The 19642-nt window shown below is 72.2% G+C and carries 17 protein-coding genes and 1 pseudogene; 8 read left to right on the top strand and 10 right to left on the bottom strand.

All coding sequences use genetic code 11. From position 1 onward, the window contains the following. Nucleotide 1 precedes the first annotated feature (1 nt). Together uraH and uraD are read right to left on the bottom strand one after the other, a co-directional pair. Nucleotides 2-349, bottom strand: a complete 348-nt coding sequence (gene uraH, locus ACQPZZ_RS14320) for a hydroxyisourate hydrolase (RefSeq protein ID WP_363636983.1) — start codon at nucleotides 347-349, stop codon at nucleotides 2-4. After that, nucleotides 346-819 (bottom strand): 2-oxo-4-hydroxy-4-carboxy-5-ureidoimidazoline decarboxylase, encoded by a 474-nt coding sequence (uraD, locus tag ACQPZZ_RS14315; RefSeq protein WP_432932312.1) that lies wholly within the window; start codon nucleotides 817-819, stop codon nucleotides 346-348. The genes uraH and uraD overlap by 4 nt, the downstream gene beginning before the upstream one ends. Before the next feature lie 136 nt (nucleotides 820-955). On the opposite strand from uraD, the gene ACQPZZ_RS14310 reads away from it, so the two are divergent. After that, complete coding sequence (locus tag ACQPZZ_RS14310) at nucleotides 956-1795, top strand: deoxyribonuclease IV (RefSeq protein WP_432932310.1); 840 nt, start codon at nucleotides 956-958, stop codon at nucleotides 1793-1795. Between the two features lie 594 nt (nucleotides 1796-2389). On the opposite strand, the pseudogene ACQPZZ_RS14305 reads toward ACQPZZ_RS14310, so the two are convergent. Beyond that, nucleotides 2390-2646 (bottom strand): annotated as a pseudogene (locus ACQPZZ_RS14305) (ATP-binding cassette domain-containing protein); the annotation flags it as partial. 14 nt (nucleotides 2647-2660) lie between these two features. Here ACQPZZ_RS14305 and ACQPZZ_RS14300 point away from each other — a divergent pair. Continuing rightward, nucleotides 2661-2873, top strand: coding sequence for a hypothetical protein (locus ACQPZZ_RS14300; RefSeq protein ID WP_432932308.1), 213 nt, complete (start codon nucleotides 2661-2663; stop codon nucleotides 2871-2873). A gap of 33 nt (nucleotides 2874-2906) precedes the next feature. On the opposite strand, the gene ACQPZZ_RS14295 is transcribed toward ACQPZZ_RS14300, so the two are convergent. Further along, nucleotides 2907-3635 carry a LytR/AlgR family response regulator transcription factor gene (locus ACQPZZ_RS14295; protein ID WP_363636989.1) on the bottom strand — a complete coding sequence of 243 codons (729 nt, stop codon included), beginning with the start codon at nucleotides 3633-3635 and terminating at the stop codon, nucleotides 2907-2909. Between the two features lie 216 nt (nucleotides 3636-3851). On the opposite strand from ACQPZZ_RS14295, the gene ACQPZZ_RS14290 reads away from it, so the two are divergent. Then, complete coding sequence (locus ACQPZZ_RS14290) at nucleotides 3852-5216, top strand: sensor histidine kinase (protein ID WP_432932306.1); 1365 nt, start codon at nucleotides 3852-3854, stop codon at nucleotides 5214-5216. Between the two features lie 43 nt (nucleotides 5217-5259). Here the strand turns inward: ACQPZZ_RS14290 and ACQPZZ_RS14285 are convergent, their stop codons facing one another. Then, on the bottom strand, nucleotides 5260-6402 hold the full coding sequence (locus ACQPZZ_RS14285) for a sensor histidine kinase (RefSeq protein WP_432932304.1): 1143 nt from the start codon (nucleotides 6400-6402) through the stop codon (nucleotides 5260-5262). A gap of 27 nt (nucleotides 6403-6429) precedes the next feature. Beyond that, a complete protein-coding gene (locus tag ACQPZZ_RS14280) occupies nucleotides 6430-7050 on the bottom strand; it encodes a molybdopterin-dependent oxidoreductase (RefSeq protein ID WP_363636995.1) in 621 nt (206 codons plus the stop codon). Between the two features lie 251 nt (nucleotides 7051-7301). On the opposite strand from ACQPZZ_RS14280, the gene aroF reads away from it, so the two are divergent. Then, nucleotides 7302-8342 (top strand): 3-deoxy-7-phosphoheptulonate synthase, encoded by a 1041-nt coding sequence (gene aroF / locus ACQPZZ_RS14275; RefSeq protein ID WP_432932301.1) that lies wholly within the window; start codon nucleotides 7302-7304, stop codon nucleotides 8340-8342. A 170-nt stretch (nucleotides 8343-8512) separates the two neighbouring features. Here aroF and thiI read toward each other — a convergent pair whose 3' ends face one another. Then, entirely contained in the window at nucleotides 8513-9709 is a 1197-nt protein-coding gene (thiI, locus tag ACQPZZ_RS14270) for a tRNA uracil 4-sulfurtransferase ThiI (RefSeq protein ID WP_363636999.1), read from the bottom strand. A 235-nt stretch (nucleotides 9710-9944) separates the two neighbouring features. Continuing rightward, the gene (locus ACQPZZ_RS14265) at nucleotides 9945-10970 is read right to left on the bottom strand and encodes a 6-phosphofructokinase (RefSeq protein WP_432932299.1); all 1026 of its coding nucleotides are present in this window, start codon (nucleotides 10968-10970) and stop codon (nucleotides 9945-9947) included. Nucleotides 10971-11233: 263 nt separating this feature from the next. Here ACQPZZ_RS14265 and ACQPZZ_RS14260 point away from each other — a divergent pair, with 263 nt between their 5' ends. Then, the gene (locus tag ACQPZZ_RS14260; protein ID WP_432932297.1) at nucleotides 11234-12142 is read left to right on the top strand and encodes a bifunctional helix-turn-helix transcriptional regulator/GNAT family N-acetyltransferase; all 909 of its coding nucleotides are present in this window, start codon (nucleotides 11234-11236) and stop codon (nucleotides 12140-12142) included. Between the two features lie 220 nt (nucleotides 12143-12362). Here the strand turns inward: ACQPZZ_RS14260 and ACQPZZ_RS14255 are convergent, their stop codons facing one another. Then, a complete protein-coding gene (locus tag ACQPZZ_RS14255) occupies nucleotides 12363-12821 on the bottom strand; it encodes a winged helix-turn-helix transcriptional regulator (RefSeq protein WP_432932295.1) in 459 nt (152 codons plus the stop codon). An 87-nt stretch (nucleotides 12822-12908) separates the two neighbouring features. On the opposite strand from ACQPZZ_RS14255, the gene ACQPZZ_RS14250 reads away from it, so the two are divergent. Continuing rightward, nucleotides 12909-14129 (top strand): MFS transporter, encoded by a 1221-nt coding sequence (locus ACQPZZ_RS14250; RefSeq protein ID WP_432932294.1) that lies wholly within the window; start codon nucleotides 12909-12911, stop codon nucleotides 14127-14129. A gap of 113 nt (nucleotides 14130-14242) precedes the next feature. On the opposite strand, the gene ACQPZZ_RS14245 is transcribed toward ACQPZZ_RS14250, so the two are convergent. Then, nucleotides 14243-15325, bottom strand: a complete 1083-nt coding sequence (locus tag ACQPZZ_RS14245; RefSeq protein ID WP_432932292.1) for an alkaline phosphatase PhoX — start codon at nucleotides 15323-15325, stop codon at nucleotides 14243-14245. A 458-nt stretch (nucleotides 15326-15783) separates the two neighbouring features. Between ACQPZZ_RS14245 and ACQPZZ_RS14240 the strand changes: the two genes are divergently transcribed. Continuing rightward, complete coding sequence (locus tag ACQPZZ_RS14240) at nucleotides 15784-16821, top strand: MerR family transcriptional regulator (protein WP_432932290.1); 1038 nt, start codon at nucleotides 15784-15786, stop codon at nucleotides 16819-16821. A 4-nt stretch (nucleotides 16822-16825) separates the two neighbouring features. After that, nucleotides 16826-19456 (top strand): VIT domain-containing protein, encoded by a 2631-nt coding sequence (locus tag ACQPZZ_RS14235; protein ID WP_432932288.1) that lies wholly within the window; start codon nucleotides 16826-16828, stop codon nucleotides 19454-19456. The last annotated feature ends 186 nt before the right edge of the window (nucleotides 19457-19642 follow it).

Genomic DNA, 19642 nt, shown 5'->3' with positions numbered 1-19642 from the left:
GTCAGCTCCCTCGGTAGGTCGAGTAGGCGAACGGGCTCAGCAGCAGCGGCACGTGGCAGTGCTCGCCGGCCCCGCGGATGACGAAGACGACGCTCACCTCGGGGAAGAACGCCTCGTCCCCCAGGTAGGCGCCGGTGTCGAACACGAGCCGGTAGGTCCCCGGGCGAGGATCTTCGGCCGGATCCCACTCCCGGCCCAGCGGGGTCCACTCCCGGATGCGGCCGTCGCCGTCGGTGCGGCCCTCCGCGACCGGCACGAACCCGTGCGCGGCGCGCCGCGACAGCCGTACGGACACGTCCTTGGCCGGCCGTCCGGCGGCGGTGTCGAGCACGTGCGTCGAAAGGCTCACCGGCCCTCCCAGAGCTTGGCCAGCCGCAACGCGACGATCTTCGACAGCTCGTCCCTGACGACCTCGCGCTCGGTCTCCTCGTCGTTGCCGAGCCGGTCCCGCAGCAACGCCAGCAGATCGCCGGCGTCCCGTCCGGTCGCGCAGACCAGATAGACGTGGCCGAACCGGCGCTCGTAGGCGGCGTTGCCCTCGCGGAGCCCGCCGAGCACGTCCCGCCCGGCGTCCGCGGTCCCGGACTGCTCCGACCGCGACCACGCGGCCTCGCGTCCCGCACCGCCGGGCCGTTCGCCGATCCTCGGGTGCGCCGCCAGCGCCTCACGCACGTCGTCCCAGGTCAGCGCCGCGAGGGCGGAAACGCTCACGCGGCCGAGCCCGGCGAGATCCCGGTACGGCCCACGCGCGGCGACCGCCTCCACCCATCTGGCGGAGGCGCAGCAGGACCGCAGGTCCTCCCGGCTGAGTTCGCGCATGCCCGTCAGTCAACCGCCGGGCCGCAGGCGGGTCCAGCGGCGCGAAGTCCGAACCGAGTGCCCTGCTCCGGGGGCCGCTTTGTACGTTGTGACAAAGGGGGCGCCACCGACCGGCGCCACTAACCTGGAGGTCATCATGACTCCTTCCACTCTCATCGGCGGGCACGTCTTCGTCGCCGGCGGCCTGGCCAAGGGCGGGCTGAAGTACGCGGCCGACATCGGCGCGGAAATGATCCAGGTCTTCGTCACCAACCCGCGGGGCTGGGCGCTCAGTGAGGGGAACCCCGTCGAGGACGCCAAGCTGCGCGAGTCGGGCGTGCCGGTCTTCCTGCACGCCGCCTATCTCGTGAACTGCGGGTCGCCGACGCCGGAGACCTTGGACAACTCGATCGCGGTGATCCGCCACACCCTGCGCAGGGGTGTCGAGACCGGCGCGCTCGGCGTGGTCGTCCATACCGGCTCGGCCGTGAGCCAGTCGCGCGAGGCCGCGATGCGCCAGATCCACGAGCACCTGCTGCCGGTGCTCGACGAGCTCCCCGAAGACGGCCCCGACCTGCTGCTCGAACCGATGGCGGGCCAGGGGCAGATGCTGTGCGCGACCGTCCAGGACCTCGGGCCCTATCTGGAGGCTCTCGATCACCATCCCAAGGTCGGCGTGTGTCTCGACACCTGCCACGCCTTCGCGGCGGGGCACGACCTGGCCGCGCCGGGCGGGGTGAAGGAGATGATGGACGCGCTGAACGACGTGGCCCCCGGCCGGCTCAAGCTGATCCACGCCAACGACTCGAAGGACCCCTGCGGCTCCAAGCGGGACCGGCACGAGAACATCGGGGCAGGGCACATCGGCGCCCAGGCGTTCGGCGAGCTGATGCGCCATCCCACGGCCGCCGGAGTGCCCGTCTGCATCGAGACCCCGGGCAAGGTGGAAAAGCACCGCGAGGACATCGAACTGCTCAAGAAGCTGCGCGGCGACTGACCGGTGCCGCGCCGCCGGCCGCCGCAGCGCGGTTCTCGGCGGTGTCCGGGAGTAGCGGCCCTTCCGGGAAAGCGAGGATGGGGCGTTCGCGGCGATCCGGCGCCCCCGTATGGCCGGATCGCCGCGCACCCCCCGGTACGCGTCGGCGGGGCCCTTCCCCCCCGAGTAGGGCCCCGCTCGGTAACCACTCGGTGACAATCTGCTCACTTTGCGATTACCCCGCGTGTCTTGCGACGTGCGAAAGACTACGAGGTGTAGTCGGGCGACGGGATGGCCGTTCGGACGAGCGGTCTCTAGTTAGCGCCATGCGGCCCGCTCCCGCACGACGAGCGGGCCCCGGGAGACGACGAGCGGTAGATCGGGGCGCGCGAAGACGCCCCCGCCCGGCCGCACGCCCCCGACCGCCAGCGGGTTCCACGCCGCGATCGCCCCGAGCCGGCCCGGCAGGAGCGCCGGGGACACGAAGGTGTTGGCCACCATCGTGAGCGGCAGCAACGGCAGCCAGGCCGCGCTCGCCGCCTCCGGGGTGAGCGCCGGCCCGAGGCAGATCCCCACCCGGATGAGCGCGAAGCGCAGCAGGAGGAGCAGGCCCACGGCGGCCAGGTCGAGACGCCGTCGCATGCCGCCGGAGTAGTGCCTGACCCTCCGGTCGGTCGCCTCGGACAGCCCGAACCGCTCCAGGAGCTCGCCGGCGCGACGACGCGCCGCCGCGCCGAGGTGGTGGAGCCGCCCCCCCACATCTCGAGGTTCTCCCGCCCGGTGAGGATCTCGTCCACGGCCGCCTGCTGCCCGGCCAGGCCGATGCGGCGGCGCACCTCGGCCGACTGCCGTGCGACGTCGAACCCGGCCACGAGCGAGTCTGTCCGTGCCGACCGCTGTCAGCCTCATCGAGCACGGCCAGGCCGAGGGCGTGTTCGACCCCGGCGTCAGTGCCGAGTGGATCCAGCAGGTGCTGTGGGCCCTCACCTACACGGGCTGGGAGGCGGCCGAGAATGGGCTGCTCCCCCGGCACGGCGTCGCCGCCGCCGTGACCCGCGCCTTCGAGAGCGGCATGGTCGTGTCCCCCGCCCGTCCCTGAGGGACCGCAGGGTGCGGGGTGACGCGTGGAGGCTCAGGGGCGGAACTGGCGGACGAGCTGCTCGCGCACCTGCCGGGTGTGCCGCCTGCTCACCGGCAGCGTCTCGCCGCCCACCTGCAAGACCACCCGCCCGGCGTCGAAGCGCAGCTCGCTCACATGCCGGGCGTTGACGAGGGTGCTGCGGTGGGCCCGGACGAACCCCGCGCCCGCCCAGCGGCGTTCCAGCGCCGCGAGGGACATCCGCACGAGGTAGACGGCGTCGGCCGTGTGCAGGCGCACGTAGTCGCCGTGGGCTTCGGCGTAGCTCACGTCCTGCCGGGCGACGAACTTCGTGCGGCCCCCGAGCTCGACCGGGATCGTCTCCAGCTCCTCCTCGGTGCCGGGAGGCGCGACGGCGGCCGAGAGCCGGCGTACGGCCTCCGTCAGGCGTTCCGGGCGCACGGGCTTGAGCAGGTAGTCGACGGCCTCCAGCTCGAACGCCTGGACGGCGCAGTCGTGGGCGCTGACGAAGACCAGGCGGGGAGGAGTGGGGAACCCGCCGATGAGCCGGGCCAGGTCGAGGCCGTCGAGGCCCGGCATGCGCACGTCCAGGAAGACGCCGTCGAGGCGCTCCCCGTCGGCGATCATCTGGACCATGTCGTGCAGGGCGGCCCCGCCGTCGGTCGCCGTGCTCACGTGCTCCACCCGGGCGTCCTGACGGAGCAGGAAGGCGAGCTCGGACAGGGCGGGGACCTCGTCGTCCACCGCGAGGACACGCAGCATGGCGTCCACCGTGCCGCGTGGCCCGCCCTCCGCGCAAGGGGTGACCGAGCGGTAGGTGACATTCCCGATACCCTCCGCCACCTTCACGGCCGGTGCCGAGGCAAGTTCCAGGCCAAAACTAGGTAGAGCTATTCGCCTTTCGCCGTCCGAAAGTCCTTTCATCCACCACGGCTGCTTACCGTTGACAGGGAGACCAGGCCCGAACGAGGAACTTAGATGAGCATCAGGCCGGGCACGTTCCTTCCCCTCTCCCACTCCATCCAGGCGCGCGTGACGCTGGCCGTGGCGGCGGTGTCCGTGCTCGTCGCCGCGGTGATCGCGGCCGGCCTGTGCCTGCTGATCCGGAACCGGGTCGAGAGCGAGATCTTCAAGGAGACACGGCGCGTCGCCACCGAGTGGATCGGCCTGATGGAACGCGGGCAGGTTCCGCCGCCGGCGCCGACGGCGCGGGCCCCGCTCATCCAGCTCGTCGACTCGCGGGGCCGGGTGGTGACGGCCGGGCCAATGGCCGGCGATCGGCCGCTGAGCACGGTCAGGCCGACCGAGGAGAACCGTTTCCGCGACGTGACCGAGTGCCCCGAGAGCGAGCGGTGCGTCATGCTCACGGCCGGCCGGATCCCGTCGTTGCAGTCCTGGGAGCTCTGGCGGGGCGAGCCCCACTTCGTCTACGTCGGCACGGACCAGCCTCCCGCCCTGCGCGGGCAGCGACTGGAGCTCCTCATCGGTAGCGGCGGGGCGCTGCTGGCGGCTCTGTGGACGTGGACGACCTGGCGGGCGACGGGCCGCATCCTGCGCCCCATCAACGCGATCCGGCAGCGGATGTCGGAGATCAACGCCAACGACCTGTCCCTGAGGGTGCCGCAGCCGTCCGGCCGGGACGAGATCGCCCGGCTCGCCCGCGCCGCGAACCAGACGCTCGGCCGGCTGGAGTCGGCGGTCACGCGGCAGCGGGAGTTCGCCGCCGTCGTGTCCCACGAGCTCAAGTCCCCGCTCACCGGTCTGCGTACCGGGCTGGAGGAGGCGCTGCTCTACCCGGAGATCGACGCACGGGAGGCGATCGCCAGGTCGCTGCCGGCCGCCGACCGCATGCAGCAGATCATCGACGAGCTGCTCGCCTTCGCCCGGTTCCGCAACACGCCGCGCTCGTCCGAGCCGGTGGACCTCGGGGCACTCGTAGTCGCCGAGGCGGCGGCGCGCACGGGCGTGCCGGTGCACGCGAGGACCGAGCCGGACGTGCGGGTCCTCGGCAACCGCGTGCAGCTGGCCAGCATCGTGACGAACCTTCTGGTGAACGCGCAGCGCCACGCCACCGGCCAGGTGGACGTGAGCGCCGAGCGCGCCGGCGCCCAGGCGCTGGTGGTGGTGCTGGACGACGGCGACGGCGTCGGCAAGGAGGACAGGGAGCGCATCTTCGAACCCTTCACACGTCTGGAGGCGGGACGTCGCCTCGATCCCGACGGCAGCGGCCTCGGCCTGGCCCTGTGCCGGGCGATCGCGGTGGCGCACGACGGCAGCCTGTGCGTGGAGGACTCCCCGCGCGGCGCCCGGTTCGTCCTCCGGCTCCCGCTCCTGACCGGCTGAGCCCCCGCTCCGGCCGTCGTGGCATGGCGGCGGCTGTGGCGGGTCAGGGGCGGGCCGGGGCGGTGCGCGGACGGGTCTTGGGGATGCGCAGCCGGATGCGGGTGCCCTTGCCCGGCGCCGTCTCGACCATGAGCCCGTAGTCCTGGCCGTAGAGGTGGCGCATGCGCACGTCGACGTTGCTCAGCCCGATCCCGCGGCGTTCCTCCGTGAGCGCGGCCCGCAGATGCTCGGGGTCCATCCCGACGCCGTCGTCCTCGACCCAGATGTGCGCCTCCGGCCCCGCGTCCCTGATCACGACCCGGACCTCCCCCGGCATGCCGTGTTTGATGGCGTTCTCCACCAGGGGTTGCAGGCACAGGAACGGCACGTCGACCTTCAGCACCTCGGGGGCGACCTGGACGGTGAAGCGCAGCTTGTCGCCGAACCTCGCCTGTTCGAGCAGGAGATAGCGGTCCACGCAGGTCAGCTCGTCGGCGAGCGAGGTGAAGTCGGCCGCCCGGCGCAGCGCGTACCGGATGAAGTCGGCGAAGTCGAGCAGCAGTTCGCGGGCGCGCTCGGGGTCGGTCCGGACGAACGAGGCGATGGTGGTCAGCGAGTTGTACACGAAGTGGGGCGAGATCTGCGCCCGCAGGGCCCGCGCCTCCGCCTCCAGCGTCCGCCTGCGGGAGGCGTCGAGTTCGGCGAGTTCGAGCTGGCCGGACATCCAGCGGCCCACCTCGGCCGCCGTGCGCAGCAGGGCGGCGCCGATCCGCGCGTCGTACGCCGCGAGCGCGCCGACCGCCCGGCCCTCCACGGTCAGGGGGACGACCACCCCGTGCCGATCACCTCCCGAAGCGGAGGCGAGGCGCGGCCTGCCGCCCGCCATGGTCGCGCGCACCTCGGCGAGGACCGCCTCGTCCGCCGGCACCCCCGTGCCGTTCCTGGCCAGGACGCGATCGTTCGTGGCGACGACCAGGCCCGCGGTGCCGAGCAACGTCCGCAGGTGCGGTACGGCACGGCGGGCGGAGCCGCGGGTGAGCCCCGCGCGCAGCGAGGAGGCCGCCAGCCCGGCGACGCGCAGGGCGAGGAACGTCGCCTCACCCGGCAGTTCACCGGGGGCAGGCGCGCGGTGGGCGAGAGCGCGGCCCAGCGCGCCTCCGCAGACCCCGCAGAGAGCGCACAGCGTGACCCAGACGGCTGATGACACGCCGGACACCGTAGCCGCTCCGCGGCCTCACGGCGGGCCGTCGCCCGGGTCCTCCTGGTATGAGTAGCGCTGCTCCTTCCAGGGGTCGGCCAGGTTGTGATAGCCGCGCTCCTCCCAGAAGCCGCGCCGGTCCTCGGTCAGGTACTCCACCGCGCGCACCCACTTCACGCTTTTCCAGGCGTACAGGTGAGGCACCACCATCCGTACGGGGTAGCCGCGTTCGGGGGACAGCGGACTCTCGTCGAGGTGCGTGGCGAACAGCGTGGTCGGACGGTCGAAGTCCGACAGCCGCAGGTTGGCGCTGTAGCCGTACTCGGCCCAGATCATGACGTGGCGCACGCCCGGCGCCGGGGGGACGCGGTCGAGCAGCGCCGAGGTGGGAACGCCGCCCCACTCGTTGCCCATCAGGGAGAACTTGGTGACGCAGTGGAAGTCCGCCATGACCGTTGTGGTGGGCAACGAGGAGAACTCCTCCCACGAGAAATCGTGGACCTGGCCCGAGGCCGTGGCGCCGAACACCTGGAAACGCCACGTCTCAGGGCGGAACGCCGGGACCCTCCCGTAATGGACGACGGGGCGTCCGCGTGGGACGTACTGGCCCGGGGGCAGGCGCGTCTCCTCCTCAGGTTTCTCCGGCACGGAGGCCATCCTGCCATCCGCTCGCAGGACGACCACACCGGACCCCGGGCACATGCGGGGTGTCACGATCAAGGGAGCGTGCGCTATATTGCGTCACATGCGCACCGCTTGGTCGTTTTGGTATGGCGACGGACCCGTGAGGACCGATCGCCTCCATGCGCTGCGCTGACAGCCACGGCGAACGAAGGCCCCGGGTCCATACGGACCCGGGGCCTTCGTCGTTTTCCGGACCCGCACCGTTCACAGGAAGAGGAGTCACCATGGTCATCGTCATGACCCCCGAGGCCACGCAGGACGACGTCGAGGCGATCGCCGACCTCGTCGCCGCGGCCGGAGGGGAGGCGTTCGCGAGCCGCGGCGTGAGCCGTACGATCATCGGCCTCATCGGCGACGTCGAGCAGTTCGCCACGCTCAACCTGCGCGGCATGCCGGGCGTCGCGGACGTCGTACGGGTCTCCACGCCGTACAAGCTCGTGAGCAGGGACAATCATCCGCAACGCTCCACTGTGAGCGTGCGCGGCGTGCCGATCGGGCCGGACACCGTCACTTTGATAGCGGGCCCGTGCGCGGTCGAGACGCCGAGGCAGACGCTGGAGGCCGCCCTGATGGCCAAGGCGGCCGGCGCGACGCTGCTGCGCGGCGGCGCCTACAAGCCGCGCACCTCGCCGTACGCCTTCCAGGGCCTGGGCGAGGAGGGCCTGCGCATCCTGGCCGACGTGCGCGAGCAGACCGGGCTGCCGATCGTCACCGAGGTCGTGGACGCACACGACGTGGCACTCGTGGCGTCGTACGCCGACATGCTGCAGGTCGGCACCCGCAACGCGCAGAACTTCGCGCTGCTGCAGGCCGTGGGCGCGGCGGGCAAGCCGGTCATGCTGAAGCGGGGTATGACGGCGACCATCGAGGAGTGGCTGATGGCGGCCGAGTACATCGCCCAGCGCGGCAACCTCGACATCGTGCTGTGCGAGCGCGGTATCCGGACCTACGAGCCCGCCACCCGCAACACCCTCGACATCTCGGCGGTCCCGGTCGTCCAGCGACTGTCGCACCTGCCGGTGATCGTGGACCCGTCGCACTCCGGCGGCCGGCGTGACCTCGTGCTGCCGCTCACCCGCGCCGCCGTCGCCGTGGGTGCCGACGGCGTGATCATCGACGTGCACCCCCACCCCGAGCAGGCCCTGTGCGACGGCCCGCAGGCGCTGGTCGACGGCGACCTGGACGCCCTCGCGGCGATCATGCGCGACTTCCCCCCGCTGCTGGGCCGCACCGCCGCCACGGCGGCGTCCTCGGTCCCCGCCTGAACCGGTTCCCGCCTGAACCAGTCCTCGTCTGAGCCCGTTTCCGCCTGAGCGGGCTCACGGCTGGATCGCGGCTGGACCGCGTCTCGCCGGGGCCCGGGGCCGCCCGATGCGGCCCGGGTTCCGGCCACGGCGGACGACCGCCGATCCGGTGACCGCCCACCGGCGTCGCGTCAGACGTCGAGCTTGTACGGCTGGATCGAGTCGGCCAGCTGGGCGGCCAGGTCCTCGGCGTCCAGGCGCCTCTCGATCTGCTTGAGGTCCTCGATCTTCGCCCGGGTCTCGGCCTGCTTGGGGGCGAGCAGCGTGCAGCAGTCCTCGTCGGGCAGCTCGGAGATCTCCAGCGTCCCGATCCTGCGAGCCTCGGCCATGATCTCGGTCTTGTCCAGGCCGATCAGCGGACGCAGGATCGGCAGGTCGACCGCGTGGTCCTGGGCCGTGATGTTGGCCAGGGTCTGCGAGGAGACCTGGCCGAGGCTGTCTCCGGTGACCAGTGCCTCGGCGTGGATGCGGTGGGCGACCTCCTCGGCCGTCTTGAGCATCAGCCGCCGCTGTGCGATCACCGCGAGCCGGTCCTGGCCGGAGTTCTTGATGGACTGCTGCGCCTTGCCGAACGGCACCACCCACAGCCGCGACTTGCCCTGGAACTTGTCCAGGTTGCGCACCAGCGCGTACGCCTTGTAGATCGACTCGGAGGTGGTGAACGGGATGCCGGAGAAGTGCAGGAAGTCCACCCGCAGGCCACGCCGCATCATGCGGTAGGCGGCGACGGGTGAGTCGATGCCGCCGGACAGCAGCGCCAGCGCCCGGCCACTGGAACCGACCGGCAGGCCGCCCTGGCCCGGTCGCCCGCCGGTGAACAGGAACGCCTCGTCCTTGTCCACCTCGATGTGCACGGTCAGTTCCGGCTTGCTCAGGTCGACCGGCAGCCCGAAGGTGTCGTTGATCGCGCCGCCGACCACGCGGTCCAGCTCGTTGGAGCGGAGCGGGAAGCGCTTGTCCCTGCGCCGCGACCGTACGGCGAAGCGCGCCTTGCGGGCCACCTCGTCGGTGTCCCTGATCAGCTCGATCGCGGCCTTGGTGATCGCGTCCGTGTCCTTCGGCACCCGCCAGGCCAGGTGGACCAGCACGATGCCGGGCACGTCGGCCACGCGCGCCGCCACCGTCTCGGCCTCCTCCACCTCGGTCCCCGGAGGCAGGAACAGGGCGATCACCCCGTGCCGCTGGCGGATGTCGACCCGGTGGTCCTTGAGAGCGTGCTTGATGTTCGCCCGCAGGCGCATCTCGAAGATCTCGCGGTTCCGGCCCTTCAGAACCACCTCGCCTAGCTTGAGCAGCACCGACGGCTCTCCGAGGGCGGTCATGGTCATGTGGAAACCTCCGGACGGACAAGGGCGGCCGCCACACCGGGGAGGGCACGGCCGGGGGACATACGCCAAGGACAACGCGTCAGCGCGATGCGGGCTTCCCCACTGTAATGCCGGCGTGCCACAGCGCCGATTATCCACCGGCCGAGTGCGGTCCCCGCATGCGTACGGCTCCCGCGGGGCGACGCGGGAGCCGTACCAGATCGTGCACGGGCCGTGGTGACGGGCCCGCGACCGATCAGCCGAAGAAGACCTCGGCCTCCTCGTAGCGGGAGGCCGGCACGGTCTTGAGCTCGGCGGTCGCCTCGGCGAGGGCCACGCGGACGATGTCGGTGCCGCGCAGCGCGATCATCTTGCCGTAGTCGCCCTCGTGCACCGCGTCGATCGCGCCGAGGCCGAAGCGGGTCGCGAGCACGCGGTCGTAGGCGGTGGGCGTGCCGCCGCGCTGGATGTGGCCGAGGACCGTGGTGCGGGCCTCCTTGCCGGTGCGCTTCTCGATCTCCTTGGCGAGGACCTCGCCGATGCCGCCGAGGCGCACGTGGCCGAACGCGTCCAGCTCGCCCGCCTGCAGCGCCATCTGGCCCTCGAGCGGGTGGGCGCCCTCGGCGACGACGATGATCGGCGCGTAGCGGGTCTTGAACCGCGACTCGACGTAGGCGCAGACCTTCTCGATGTCGAACGGCTTCTCCGGGATGAGGATGACGTTCGCACCGGCGGCCATGCCCGCGTGCAGCGCGATCCAGCCGGCGTGGCGGCCCATGACCTCGCAGATCAGGGCGCGGTGGTGGGACTCGGCCGTGGTGTGCAGCCGGTCGATGGCCTCCATCGCGATGTTGACCGCGGTGTCGAAGCCGAAGGTGTAGTCGGTGGCGTTGAGGTCGTTGTCGATCGTCTTGGGCACGCCGACGACATTCACGTCGCGGTCGAAGAGCTGCTTGGCCACGCCCAGCGTGTCCTCGCCGCCGATGGCGATCAGCGCGTCGACGCCCTGCGCGGCGAGGTTCTCCTTGATCCGCTCGACGCCACCCTCGATCTTGATCGGGTTGGTGCGGGAGGAACCGAGGATGGTGCCGCCGCGCGGCAGGATCCCACGGACGGCCTGGATGTCGAGCGGCATGGTGTCGCCCTCCAGGGGGCCACGCCAGCCGTCGCGGAATCCGACGAACTCGTGCCCGTACACGCCGACGCCCTTGCGGACGACGCCGCGGATCACCGCGTTCAGCCCGGGGCAGTCGCCGCCTCCGGTCAGGACTCCAATACGCATGACGGGTTCTTCCTCCATCTGGGATTACGCGTGGAACGGCGCGGCGGCCCGACGCAGACCCCGGCGCTGCACCGCACCGCATTCTGCCCCAGCCTCGCACAATGGTCTAGACCAAAAGGAGAGGCTACGCCACCCGGCCGACCAGACCAACTCAGTCTCGCACGCCGAGACCGCGCACGCCGCGAGAGGCGGCTTCCCAATGGCTCGCCGTGGCATTATGTTTGACCGAGTCAAGCATTTCCTTGAGATAGGCAAGGGAAAAGATGGACATCGTGCCGGAAATCCGCTCGTTCAACCGCTTCTACACGTCGGTAATCGGGGTGCTCGGGGCGGGGATGCACGACACGCCCTACTCCCTGACCGAAGCGCGGGTGCTGTTCGAACTCGGCACCCGGGAGACGGCGGACGCCGCCGGCATCCGGAGCGTGCTCGGTCTGGACCCCGGCTACCTCAGCCGGATCCTCGCCAGGTTCGAGACCGACGGGCTCGTGTCCCGCGAGCGGTCGGCCGAGGACGCCCGCCGCCAGGTCGTACGGCTCACCCCCAAGGGCCGCGACACGTTCGCCGTGCTCGACAAGCGCTCGGCCGCCGAGATCGAGGCCATGCTGGCGAAGCTGGGCGACCCCGAACGCCGGCGGCTCGTCACCGCCATGAGCACCGTACGGAGCCTGCTTGAGCCCCCCGATCGGCGCGAGCCGTACGTGATCAGACCGCCGCGGGCGGGCGATCTCGGCTGGGTGGTGCAGCGGCACGGGGCCCTCTACAGCGAGGAGTACGGCTGGGGCGCCACGTTCGAGGCCCTGGTCGCGCGGATCGTCGCCGACTACGCCGAGGACCACGACCCCCGCCGGGAGGCGGCCTGGATCGCCGAGGTGCGCGGCGAGCCGGCGGGGAGCGTCTTCTGCATGCGCAAGGACGACACGACGGCCCAGCTCCGGCTGCTGCTCGTCGAGCCGTCCGCGCGCGGCATGGGCATCGGCGGACGACTGGTCGAGGAGTGTCTGCGCTTCGCCGCGTCGGCCGGCTACCGGCGAATCATGCTCTGGACCCGCGACGTCCTCGCCGGCGCCCGGCGGATCTACCAGGCCGCGGGGTTCGAACTGGTGGAGCAGCACCCGGCCGAGGAGTCGGGCATCCCCGTCACCGACCAGGTATGGGCCATGGACCTGTGACCTGCGGCTCCGCCCGGCGGCTGCCGTGGCCCTGGCGGTGACATCACGGCGTTCGGGCAGGTGGACGGGACACCAGGCGATGAGGGTTCCGGCGACGCAGGGCCGGGCGGGCTTCACGAGGTTCGCCCGCCCTGCATTCGGCCTTGCCGCTCCTCCCCCGGACGCGGCGCCGGCACGATGAAGCCGGCGAGGCCACCTCGTCACGGCGCGGCCCGGTTCGTTATCGGGTTTTCCGCACGAACGTGGTGCCGGTGTCGAGAGGGGTGCCGTCGGCGCCGGTCGGCGTGACTTGCGGCACGGGGATGCCGTGCCGGTCGACGAGGACGGAGTGGGTCTCGCCGGGGGCGAAAGCGTGGCGTTCTCCCCACTGCCGCAGGGTGAGGATGACCGGGAAGAGGTCGCGGCCCGCGTCGGTGAGCACGTATTCCTGCCGGCGTCCCGACCGTGCGGTGTGCTGGGCGAGGAGCCCTTGCGCGATCAGCCTGCGGAGGCGGTCGGCGAGGATGTTGCGGGCGATGCCGGTGCGTCGCTGGAACTCGGTGAACGACCGCGCCCCGTCCATCGCGTCACGGATGACGAGAAGGCTCCACCTGTCGCCGACGAGGTCGAGCGTGCGGGCCACCGGGCACTCGGGGTCGGTCCAGGCCGGGTCCGGGACGCCCATGGTGCTGGTCGACACGACACCTCCCAATAAGTTGCAGATTGAAACCATTCTGCCCTACGGTCGAATTGGTTGCGATTTGCTACTGATAGGGATCGGAGTGGGATGGACGCGTGGCGGCGGTTACTGCTCGCGGTCGTGTGTGGTGTCGCTGTGGCGAGCATCTATGCCGCGCAGCCGGTTCTGGAGCCGATGGGACGCGATCTCGGTCTGTCCGCAGACCTCGCTGGATGGATCGTCGCGACCGGCCAGATCGGCTATCTGGCCGGGCTGGTGCTGCTGGTGCCGCTCGGCGACGTGGTCGACAGGCGCCCGCTCATCGCCGCGCACCTGGCGATCAGCGCTGCGGGCATGATCGTGACGGCCTCGGCGTCGGCCGCATGGGTGGCGCTCGCGGGGATCGCGGCGGCAGGGGTGTTCGCGGTCGTGGTGCAGACCACCGTGGCCTACGCCGCGTCGGTCTCGCCGCCCGCCGAGCGCGGACGGAACATCGGTGTCGTGACCTCGGGCGTCGTGGCCGGCATCCTGGGCGCGCGGGTCGTCACCGGAGCACTCGCCGAGGCGTGGGGCTGGCGGAGCGCCTACGCCGTGCTCGCGGTGCTGTCACTCGGGCTCGCGGCCCTCGTCCTCGCCGTCCTGCCGTCGGAGGAGCGCCCCAACCGGCATCAGGGGTACAGGCAAGCCGTCGTCTCGCTCGGCGGACTGTTCGGGCAGCGACTCTTTCTGACACGCGGGCTCATCGCGTTCTTCTTGTTCGCCTCCTTCGGAACCCTGTGGAGCGGAATCTCCCTGCCGCTCACCGGCATGCCCTGGCAGCTGAGCCAGAGCCAGATCGGACTGTTCGGCATCGCCGGACTCGCCGGCGCACTCGGAGCGGCACGCGCGGGACGATGGGCGGACGCAGGACGGGCGGCCCCGGTCACCGGTCTCGCGCTCACCCTGCTCGTCGTCTCGTGGGCGGCGATCGCGCGGCTGCCATCGTCCTTGGGCCTCCTCATCGCCGGAATCGTGGTTCTCGACTTCGCGGTCCAGGTCGTGCATGTGAGCAACCAGCACCTGCTGACCGCCGCGCGTCCGGATCGCACCAGCAGCGTCATCGGCGGCTACATGGTCTTCTACTCGCTCGGCTCCGCCCTCGGCGCGGCCGCGACCACCGCCGTCTTCACCGCCCACGGCTGGGCGGGCTGCAGTCTCCTCGGGGCCGCGTTCGCGGCCTGCGCGCTGGTCGTCTGGGCGGCCGGCAGGGACCACTCCTCGATAGCGCGAACCTCCGATCCGAGAAGGCGGGCACACGCGCCGGGCGCAGCAGGAAACGCAAGAGGCTGACCAAGCCGACCGGTTCACAGAGCATCCGCCGAAGCGTCTTAACCTCGCCGCGTGTGCTGCGCGGCGTGCATCTCGGCGTGACGCGGAGCAGTCCGGCTTGTGGGGGCGCCGGCTCAGGCGCCGGCGAGATCGTGGAACGGCCCGCGGACCTCGACGGTCACGGGGGCCGGGGCCGGCGACCCGTTCCGGGGTGGACGGCAGGAGAAGTAGAGCCGGTCGCCGGCCGGGGACATCGAAGGGCCCGCGACGGTCCAGCCGCCCGTGACGCGCAGAAACGGCACCGCTCGATCACCGGCGACGAGGACGATCTCACCGTCCGCACCGCCGTCCGGCCCTCCGGCCGTTTCGCGCAGCACCGTCAGGCGCTCGCGGTCGGCGTCGTACGCCCACTCCCGGCCGTCGCCCTCGGTGACGAACCGCACCAGGCCGCCGGAGCAGCGGCAGTCACCTCCGCCCGCGAACCTCCTGGCCCCTTTGACCTGCTCACGCAGGGGCACGTGGTCAGGGAGGGCCGGGATCGGCACCCGTTCCCAGGTCACGAACTCCTCGCCGGGGTCGCCGGCCATCACCTCCAGCACGCCCGTCGTGAGGTCGCCCCAGTCGTCAGGACGGAACCGGTACAGGCATCCGTCCGGCTCCCCTTCCGTCAGGTAGACGACGCCCCGGCCGGGATCGCAGGCCATGCCACCATGGGTGAACAAACCCATCGCGAGCCGGGGCATGGGGGCGCGCAGGCCGTACGGGTCGCATTCGAAGACCCGGCCGTTCGGCGTCCGCTCGCCCGTCAGCCAGGTGTGCCACGGTGTCGCGGCGCCGGCCTCGCAGCGGTCGGCGCCGGACAGGATGCGGTATCCGCCGCGCAGGGTCCCGTCCGGGGCGAAACGCAGCGCCGTCACGCCGCCGAGCAGTGGCAGCGCGCAGTTGGACACGTATATCCAGCCGTCTTCGTCGGGAAAGCATCCGCCGCCGTCCGGGGCCGCGTGCCAGAGGACTCCCCCGGCACGCTCGCCCGACCGCGCCACGACCCGGCCGGCGAAACCCGGCGGCAGGGCCCGCAGCACGTCCGCCGGGAACGGGCCGTCCGGATCCCCCGGCCCGTACGGCTCGCCTCCGGGCGGCTCGCCTCCGTCGTCCGGCCGTGCGAACGTCGCGCGCCACATCGCTCCCGGCAGCGCCGAGGGCGCCGCCGATCGCACGGAAGTACCCTGCACCGCTGACCGCCTCCTTGACCTGACCGGTCATGCCGGCCGCCCACCGACGGCCGTTCGCTCGTTTCCGCGCGGCCACCGCGCCGGGCCGGATCGGGCCGAGCCGCCTCGCTCCCCTGCCCGCCCGGCGGGCACCGGACCGGGGGTTCCCGCCCCCGCGTCCGCCTGTCCCGCGCCGTGTCTCGTTGTCTTCCTGCTCCGCGCTCGGTTGCTCCGCCGTGGGCTGCTGCGTGTTCGGCTCCGCGTCTGCCTGTACGGCGTCTGCCGTCCCGCGTTCTCCTGTCCCGCAGCGGCGCGTCGCACACGTCGCGGCACCCAGTCGAGCCGTCTCGTGTGAACGACGGGAGAAGCGGCGTCCCTCGCCGAGACGAACTCTTCGAAAACCATGCCGCCGCATGACGGAAGCGATATTGACAGTGTCATTGTGACAGTGTCATCGTGGAGGCATGAGCGACACCTGGACGATCGGCGAACTGGCGGAGCGGGCGGCGGACCTGCTCAGCCAGGAGCGGCACGTCCACGGCCGGGAGCCGCGCGACGACGGTCCGGAGCCACAGGCCAAGGACCGGGAGCCGCGCGACGACGGTCCGGAGCCACAGGCCAAGGACCGGGAGCTGCGCGTCGGCGGTCCGGAGCCGCGCGCCAACGGCAGGGTCCGCGAAGTGCCGAACGAGCGCCTCATCCGCTGGTACACGACGATCGGGCTGCTCGACCCCCCGCTGGGCCGTCGCGGCCGCGTGGCCCTCTACGGCCGCCGTCACCTGCTCCAGCTTGTGGCCGTGAAGCGCCGCCAGGCGGACGGCCTGTCCATCGCCGACATCCAGGCGGAACTGGCGGGCGCGACCGACGCCATGCTCCAGCGCGTCGCCGGGCTCGCCGAGCCGTTGTCCGGACCGGCGCCTCGGCCGCTCTCCCCGCCCCCTCCGCGCAGCCCGGCGGTCCCGGCCCCGGCGAACGGCGCGAACCGCCCTCTTGGCCCGCCGGACACCGCGACATCGTCGGCCCCCGGCTGGTGCGGGACGAGTCCGGAAACCGGCGCCGAGCCCGCCACCGAGCCCGCCATCCCGGACGTCGCGCGGCCGCCGGCGCGAGACCGCTTCTGGGCGCGCCCTGCCTCATCCGCCGCCACGGCGGACTCCGGCCACTTCCTGACCGCGCACAGAGACACCCCGCACAGGGACACCACACGGGGGGACGCTGCGCCCGTGAACAGTGGGGCCGTCGACGCCGTGGGCGCGAACACCGTGACCCCGGGCGTCGTGCACGGTGTACGGCTCGCGCCCGGGGTGACGGTCCTACTCGATCCGGCCCACCGGGTCCCACATGGACACGACGTGGCCGCGCTGCGCCAGGCCTCGGCGCCGCTTCTCGCGGCCCTCGCCACGCTCGGTCTGGCCGGGCCGTTCGAGAGCGCCCATGACCCCCGTGACGCCTCGGCACTCGAACCACACGCTTCCAACATGCCCGACACGCTGGAGGGATGACGTCATGACCGTTCCCATCACACCTCTGCGGCCGGAGGAGTGCCGGCCCGTGCCGGACGCCGGGCTCGGAGCGCTGGAGACCGAGAAGGGCAACCTTCCGCTGGAAAGCGTGGACGTCGCCGCCCACGTCACCGGACTGGTGGCGGGCGTCGAGGTCGTCCAGACCTTCCGCAATGCCTTCGACGTGTCGCTGGAGGCGACGTACGTCTTCCCGCTGCCGCCGCGGGCCGCGGTCACCGCCTTCCGGATGGAGGCGGACGACCGGGTGGTCGACGGCGTGCTCAAGGAGCGCGGGCAGGCACGGGCCGACTACGACCGGGCACTCGCCGAGGGCAGGCGCGCGGCGATCGCCGAGGAGGACCGGCCCGACGTGTTCACGATCAGGGTCGGCAACATCGTTCCCGGGGAGCGCGTGGTGGTCCGCCTCACGCTGAGCCAGCCGCTTCCCTACGAGGACGGCGCGGCCGAGTTCCGCTTCCCGCTGGTCGTGGCCCCCCGCTACATCCCCGGGGCACCGCTGCCCGGCCCGTCTGCCGGTGGCGGCGTGGCACCCGACACCGACGCCGTGCCCGACGCCTCCCGGATCACGCCGCCCGTCCTGCTTCCCGGCTTCCCCTATCCCGTACGGCTGTCGCTCGCGACGACGATCGACCCCACCGGGCTCGACCTGCGTGAGGTCCGTTCCAGCCTGCATGAGGTCGGCAGGGAGGGCGACACGATCAGGCTGCAGCCCGGCGAGCGGCTCGACCGTGACTTCATCCTGCGCCTGGCGTTCGACGCCTCCTCATCGCTCGCGCTCGTCCCGGACGACGCCGCGAACGCCGGCTCACCCGGCGAAGGCACGACCGACGGCAGCGGCTCCGCCGAAGGCACAGCGAGGGACACGGCGAAGGACACGGCCGACGCCGGGGGAACCTTCGTGCTGACCCTGCTGCCGCCGCCGGAGGACGCCACTCGGACCGCGTCCCGTGACGTCGTCCTGCTGCTCGACCGCTCCGGCAGCATGACGGGCTGGAAGATGGTGGCCGCGCGCCGCGCCGCCGCCCGGATCGTCGACACGCTGACCCGGCATGACCGGTTCGCCGTGCTCTCGTTCGATTCGGTGGTGGAGCGGGCCTTCTCGGGCGGACTGGTGGATGCGAGCGACCGCAACCGCTACCGCGCCGTCGAGCACCTGTCCCGGCTCGACGCGCGCGGGGGGACGGAGATGCTCGCTCCCCTGGAGGAGGCCCTGTGGCTGCTCGACGGCCACACTGCGCCCGCTCCGGGGAAGGCCACCGGCACGAACCCCGGTCAGCCGGGTGAGGACGGCCGGCACGGTGGATTCGGACTGTACGGCGAGCAGGCACGCGATCGGGTGCTCGTCCTGGTGACCGACGGTCAGGTGGGCAACGAGGACGAGATCCTCGAACGCATCGGCGCCCGGCTCCACGGGGTACGGGTGCACACCGTGGGCATCGACAGAGCGGTGAACGCGGGGTTCCTCGGGCGGCTGGCCCTGCTCGGGTCGGGGCGGTGCGAACTCGTCGAGTCGGAGGACCGGCTCGACGCGGCGATGGAGCACATCCACCGGCGCATCGGCTCGCCGCTGGTGACGGACGTCGCGCTGAAGGCGGAGGGCATGGATCTCGTGGCGGACACCGTCACGCATGCCGGTTCGCTCTACCCCGGCGTCCCTCTGGTCGTGAGCGGGCGTTACCGGGGACGGCGCCCCGCCGGGGCCCTCACCGTGCACGGCCGCACGGCCGACGGCCGCCCCTGGGAGGAGCGGATCGAGGGTCGTCCCGCCCACGGCCCGGCGACCCGGGCCGTGTGGGCGCGGGCGCACCTGCGCGGCCTGGAGGACCGATACGCCACGGGTGATCACTCCCTCGAACCGCGAATCGTCGACATCTCGCTGCGTTTCGGCGTGCTGTGCCGGTTCACCGCCTTCGTGGCCGTCGACACCCGCGTCGCCGGCGAGGGGGGCCCGGAGCATCGCGTGATCCAGCCGGTCGAACCGCCGAGCGGCTGGGAGCTGCCGACCACGGTGCCGATGATGGTCGCGGGCGCGCCGATGATGGCGAGAATGGCCGCTTTCACCACGGCCGGGCCTGAGACCGCCACCGGCTCGGCGGCGGACCGGCCCATCGCCGCGGCCCCGCCGCCGGGCGCGCCCCCTGCGGCGCCTGCTGCCCCGCCGTACGCCGCCGTGCCCGCGCCTGCTCCGCGACGAGCGTCCCGTGGGTTCTCCGTCGGCGGCTCCCGAGGAGCCTCCGCCGGCGGGTTCCTGCCTCATCCCGGCGAGGGCACCGCACCGGTCACGGATTTCGCGGGCATCCGGCCACTGCTGGCCGAGGAGCTCGCGAAGCTGGGCCAGGCGGAGTCGCTGCCGGAGCGGGAGAGGCGGCGCTATTTGGCGGATCTCGCCAGCCGCCTGCGCGTCGTCGTCCAGATGGCGGGCGGTCATCCGGAACTCGCCGCGCTCGCGGGCGACCTGGAAAGAGCCGAATGGGCGGAGGTCTCGCTCGACGACCTGTGGCGGCGGACGGCCGACCTGCTGACCGCTCTGGCCGGCGGCGCCGGCTCCGCTCCCGGCGGCAAGGCGGCTCCCGGCGCGAGGGAGGGCCGGCGTCCCTTCTGGAAGCGGTCGTGAGACGGCGCCGGAGAAACCATCACCCGGCGGAGCTGACGCAGGGGCAGCGGGGGTACCGGCGAGGAGAGCAGCCGGCCGTGCTTGGCCGGGACCCCGGCGGGGAAGCCGGGCCCGGCCACGCCGGTTGGGTTTCGCTCAGAGCGAAGCCACTACGAGGGTTCCGGTAGGCGAATGACGTCGGACGGC

The sequence above is a fragment of the Microbispora sp. CA-135349 genome (assembly GCF_050947365.1).
GTDB lineage: Bacteria > Actinomycetota > Actinomycetes > Streptosporangiales > Streptosporangiaceae > Microbispora.
The sequence above is the reverse complement of the archived record's forward strand: the minus strand, read 5'-3'. Positions and strand labels throughout refer to the sequence as shown.

Excerpts from the sequence above, each read along its gene's own strand:
- aroF (WP_432932301.1), top strand. The coding sequence starts at position 7,302 with ATGGTCATCGTCATGACCCCCGAGGCCACGCAGGACGACGTCGAGGCG.
- ACQPZZ_RS14250 (WP_432932294.1), top strand. The coding sequence starts at position 12,909 with ATGGACGCGTGGCGGCGGTTACTGCTCGCGGTCGTGTGTGGTGTCGCT.
- ACQPZZ_RS14235 (WP_432932288.1), top strand. The coding sequence starts at position 16,826 with ATGACCGTTCCCATCACACCTCTGCGGCCGGAGGAGTGCCGGCCCGTG.
- ACQPZZ_RS14295 (WP_363636989.1), bottom strand. The coding sequence starts at position 3,635 with ATGCTGCGTGTCCTCGCGGTGGACGACGAGGTCCCCGCCCTGTCCGAG.
- uraD (WP_432932312.1), bottom strand. The coding sequence starts at position 819 with ATGCGCGAACTCAGCCGGGAGGACCTGCGGTCCTGCTGCGCCTCCGCC.
- ACQPZZ_RS14240 (WP_432932290.1), top strand. The coding sequence starts at position 15,784 with ATGAGCGACACCTGGACGATCGGCGAACTGGCGGAGCGGGCGGCGGAC.
- ACQPZZ_RS14310 (WP_432932310.1), top strand. The coding sequence starts at position 956 with ATGACTCCTTCCACTCTCATCGGCGGGCACGTCTTCGTCGCCGGCGGC.
- thiI (WP_363636999.1), bottom strand. The coding sequence starts at position 9,709 with ATGACCATGACCGCCCTCGGAGAGCCGTCGGTGCTGCTCAAGCTAGGC.
- ACQPZZ_RS14290 (WP_432932306.1), top strand. The coding sequence starts at position 3,852 with ATGAGCATCAGGCCGGGCACGTTCCTTCCCCTCTCCCACTCCATCCAG.
- ACQPZZ_RS14280 (WP_363636995.1), bottom strand. The coding sequence starts at position 7,050 with ATGGCCTCCGTGCCGGAGAAACCTGAGGAGGAGACGCGCCTGCCCCCG.
- ACQPZZ_RS14260 (WP_432932297.1), top strand. The coding sequence starts at position 11,234 with ATGGACATCGTGCCGGAAATCCGCTCGTTCAACCGCTTCTACACGTCG.
- ACQPZZ_RS14265 (WP_432932299.1), bottom strand. The coding sequence starts at position 10,970 with ATGCGTATTGGAGTCCTGACCGGAGGCGGCGACTGCCCCGGGCTGAAC.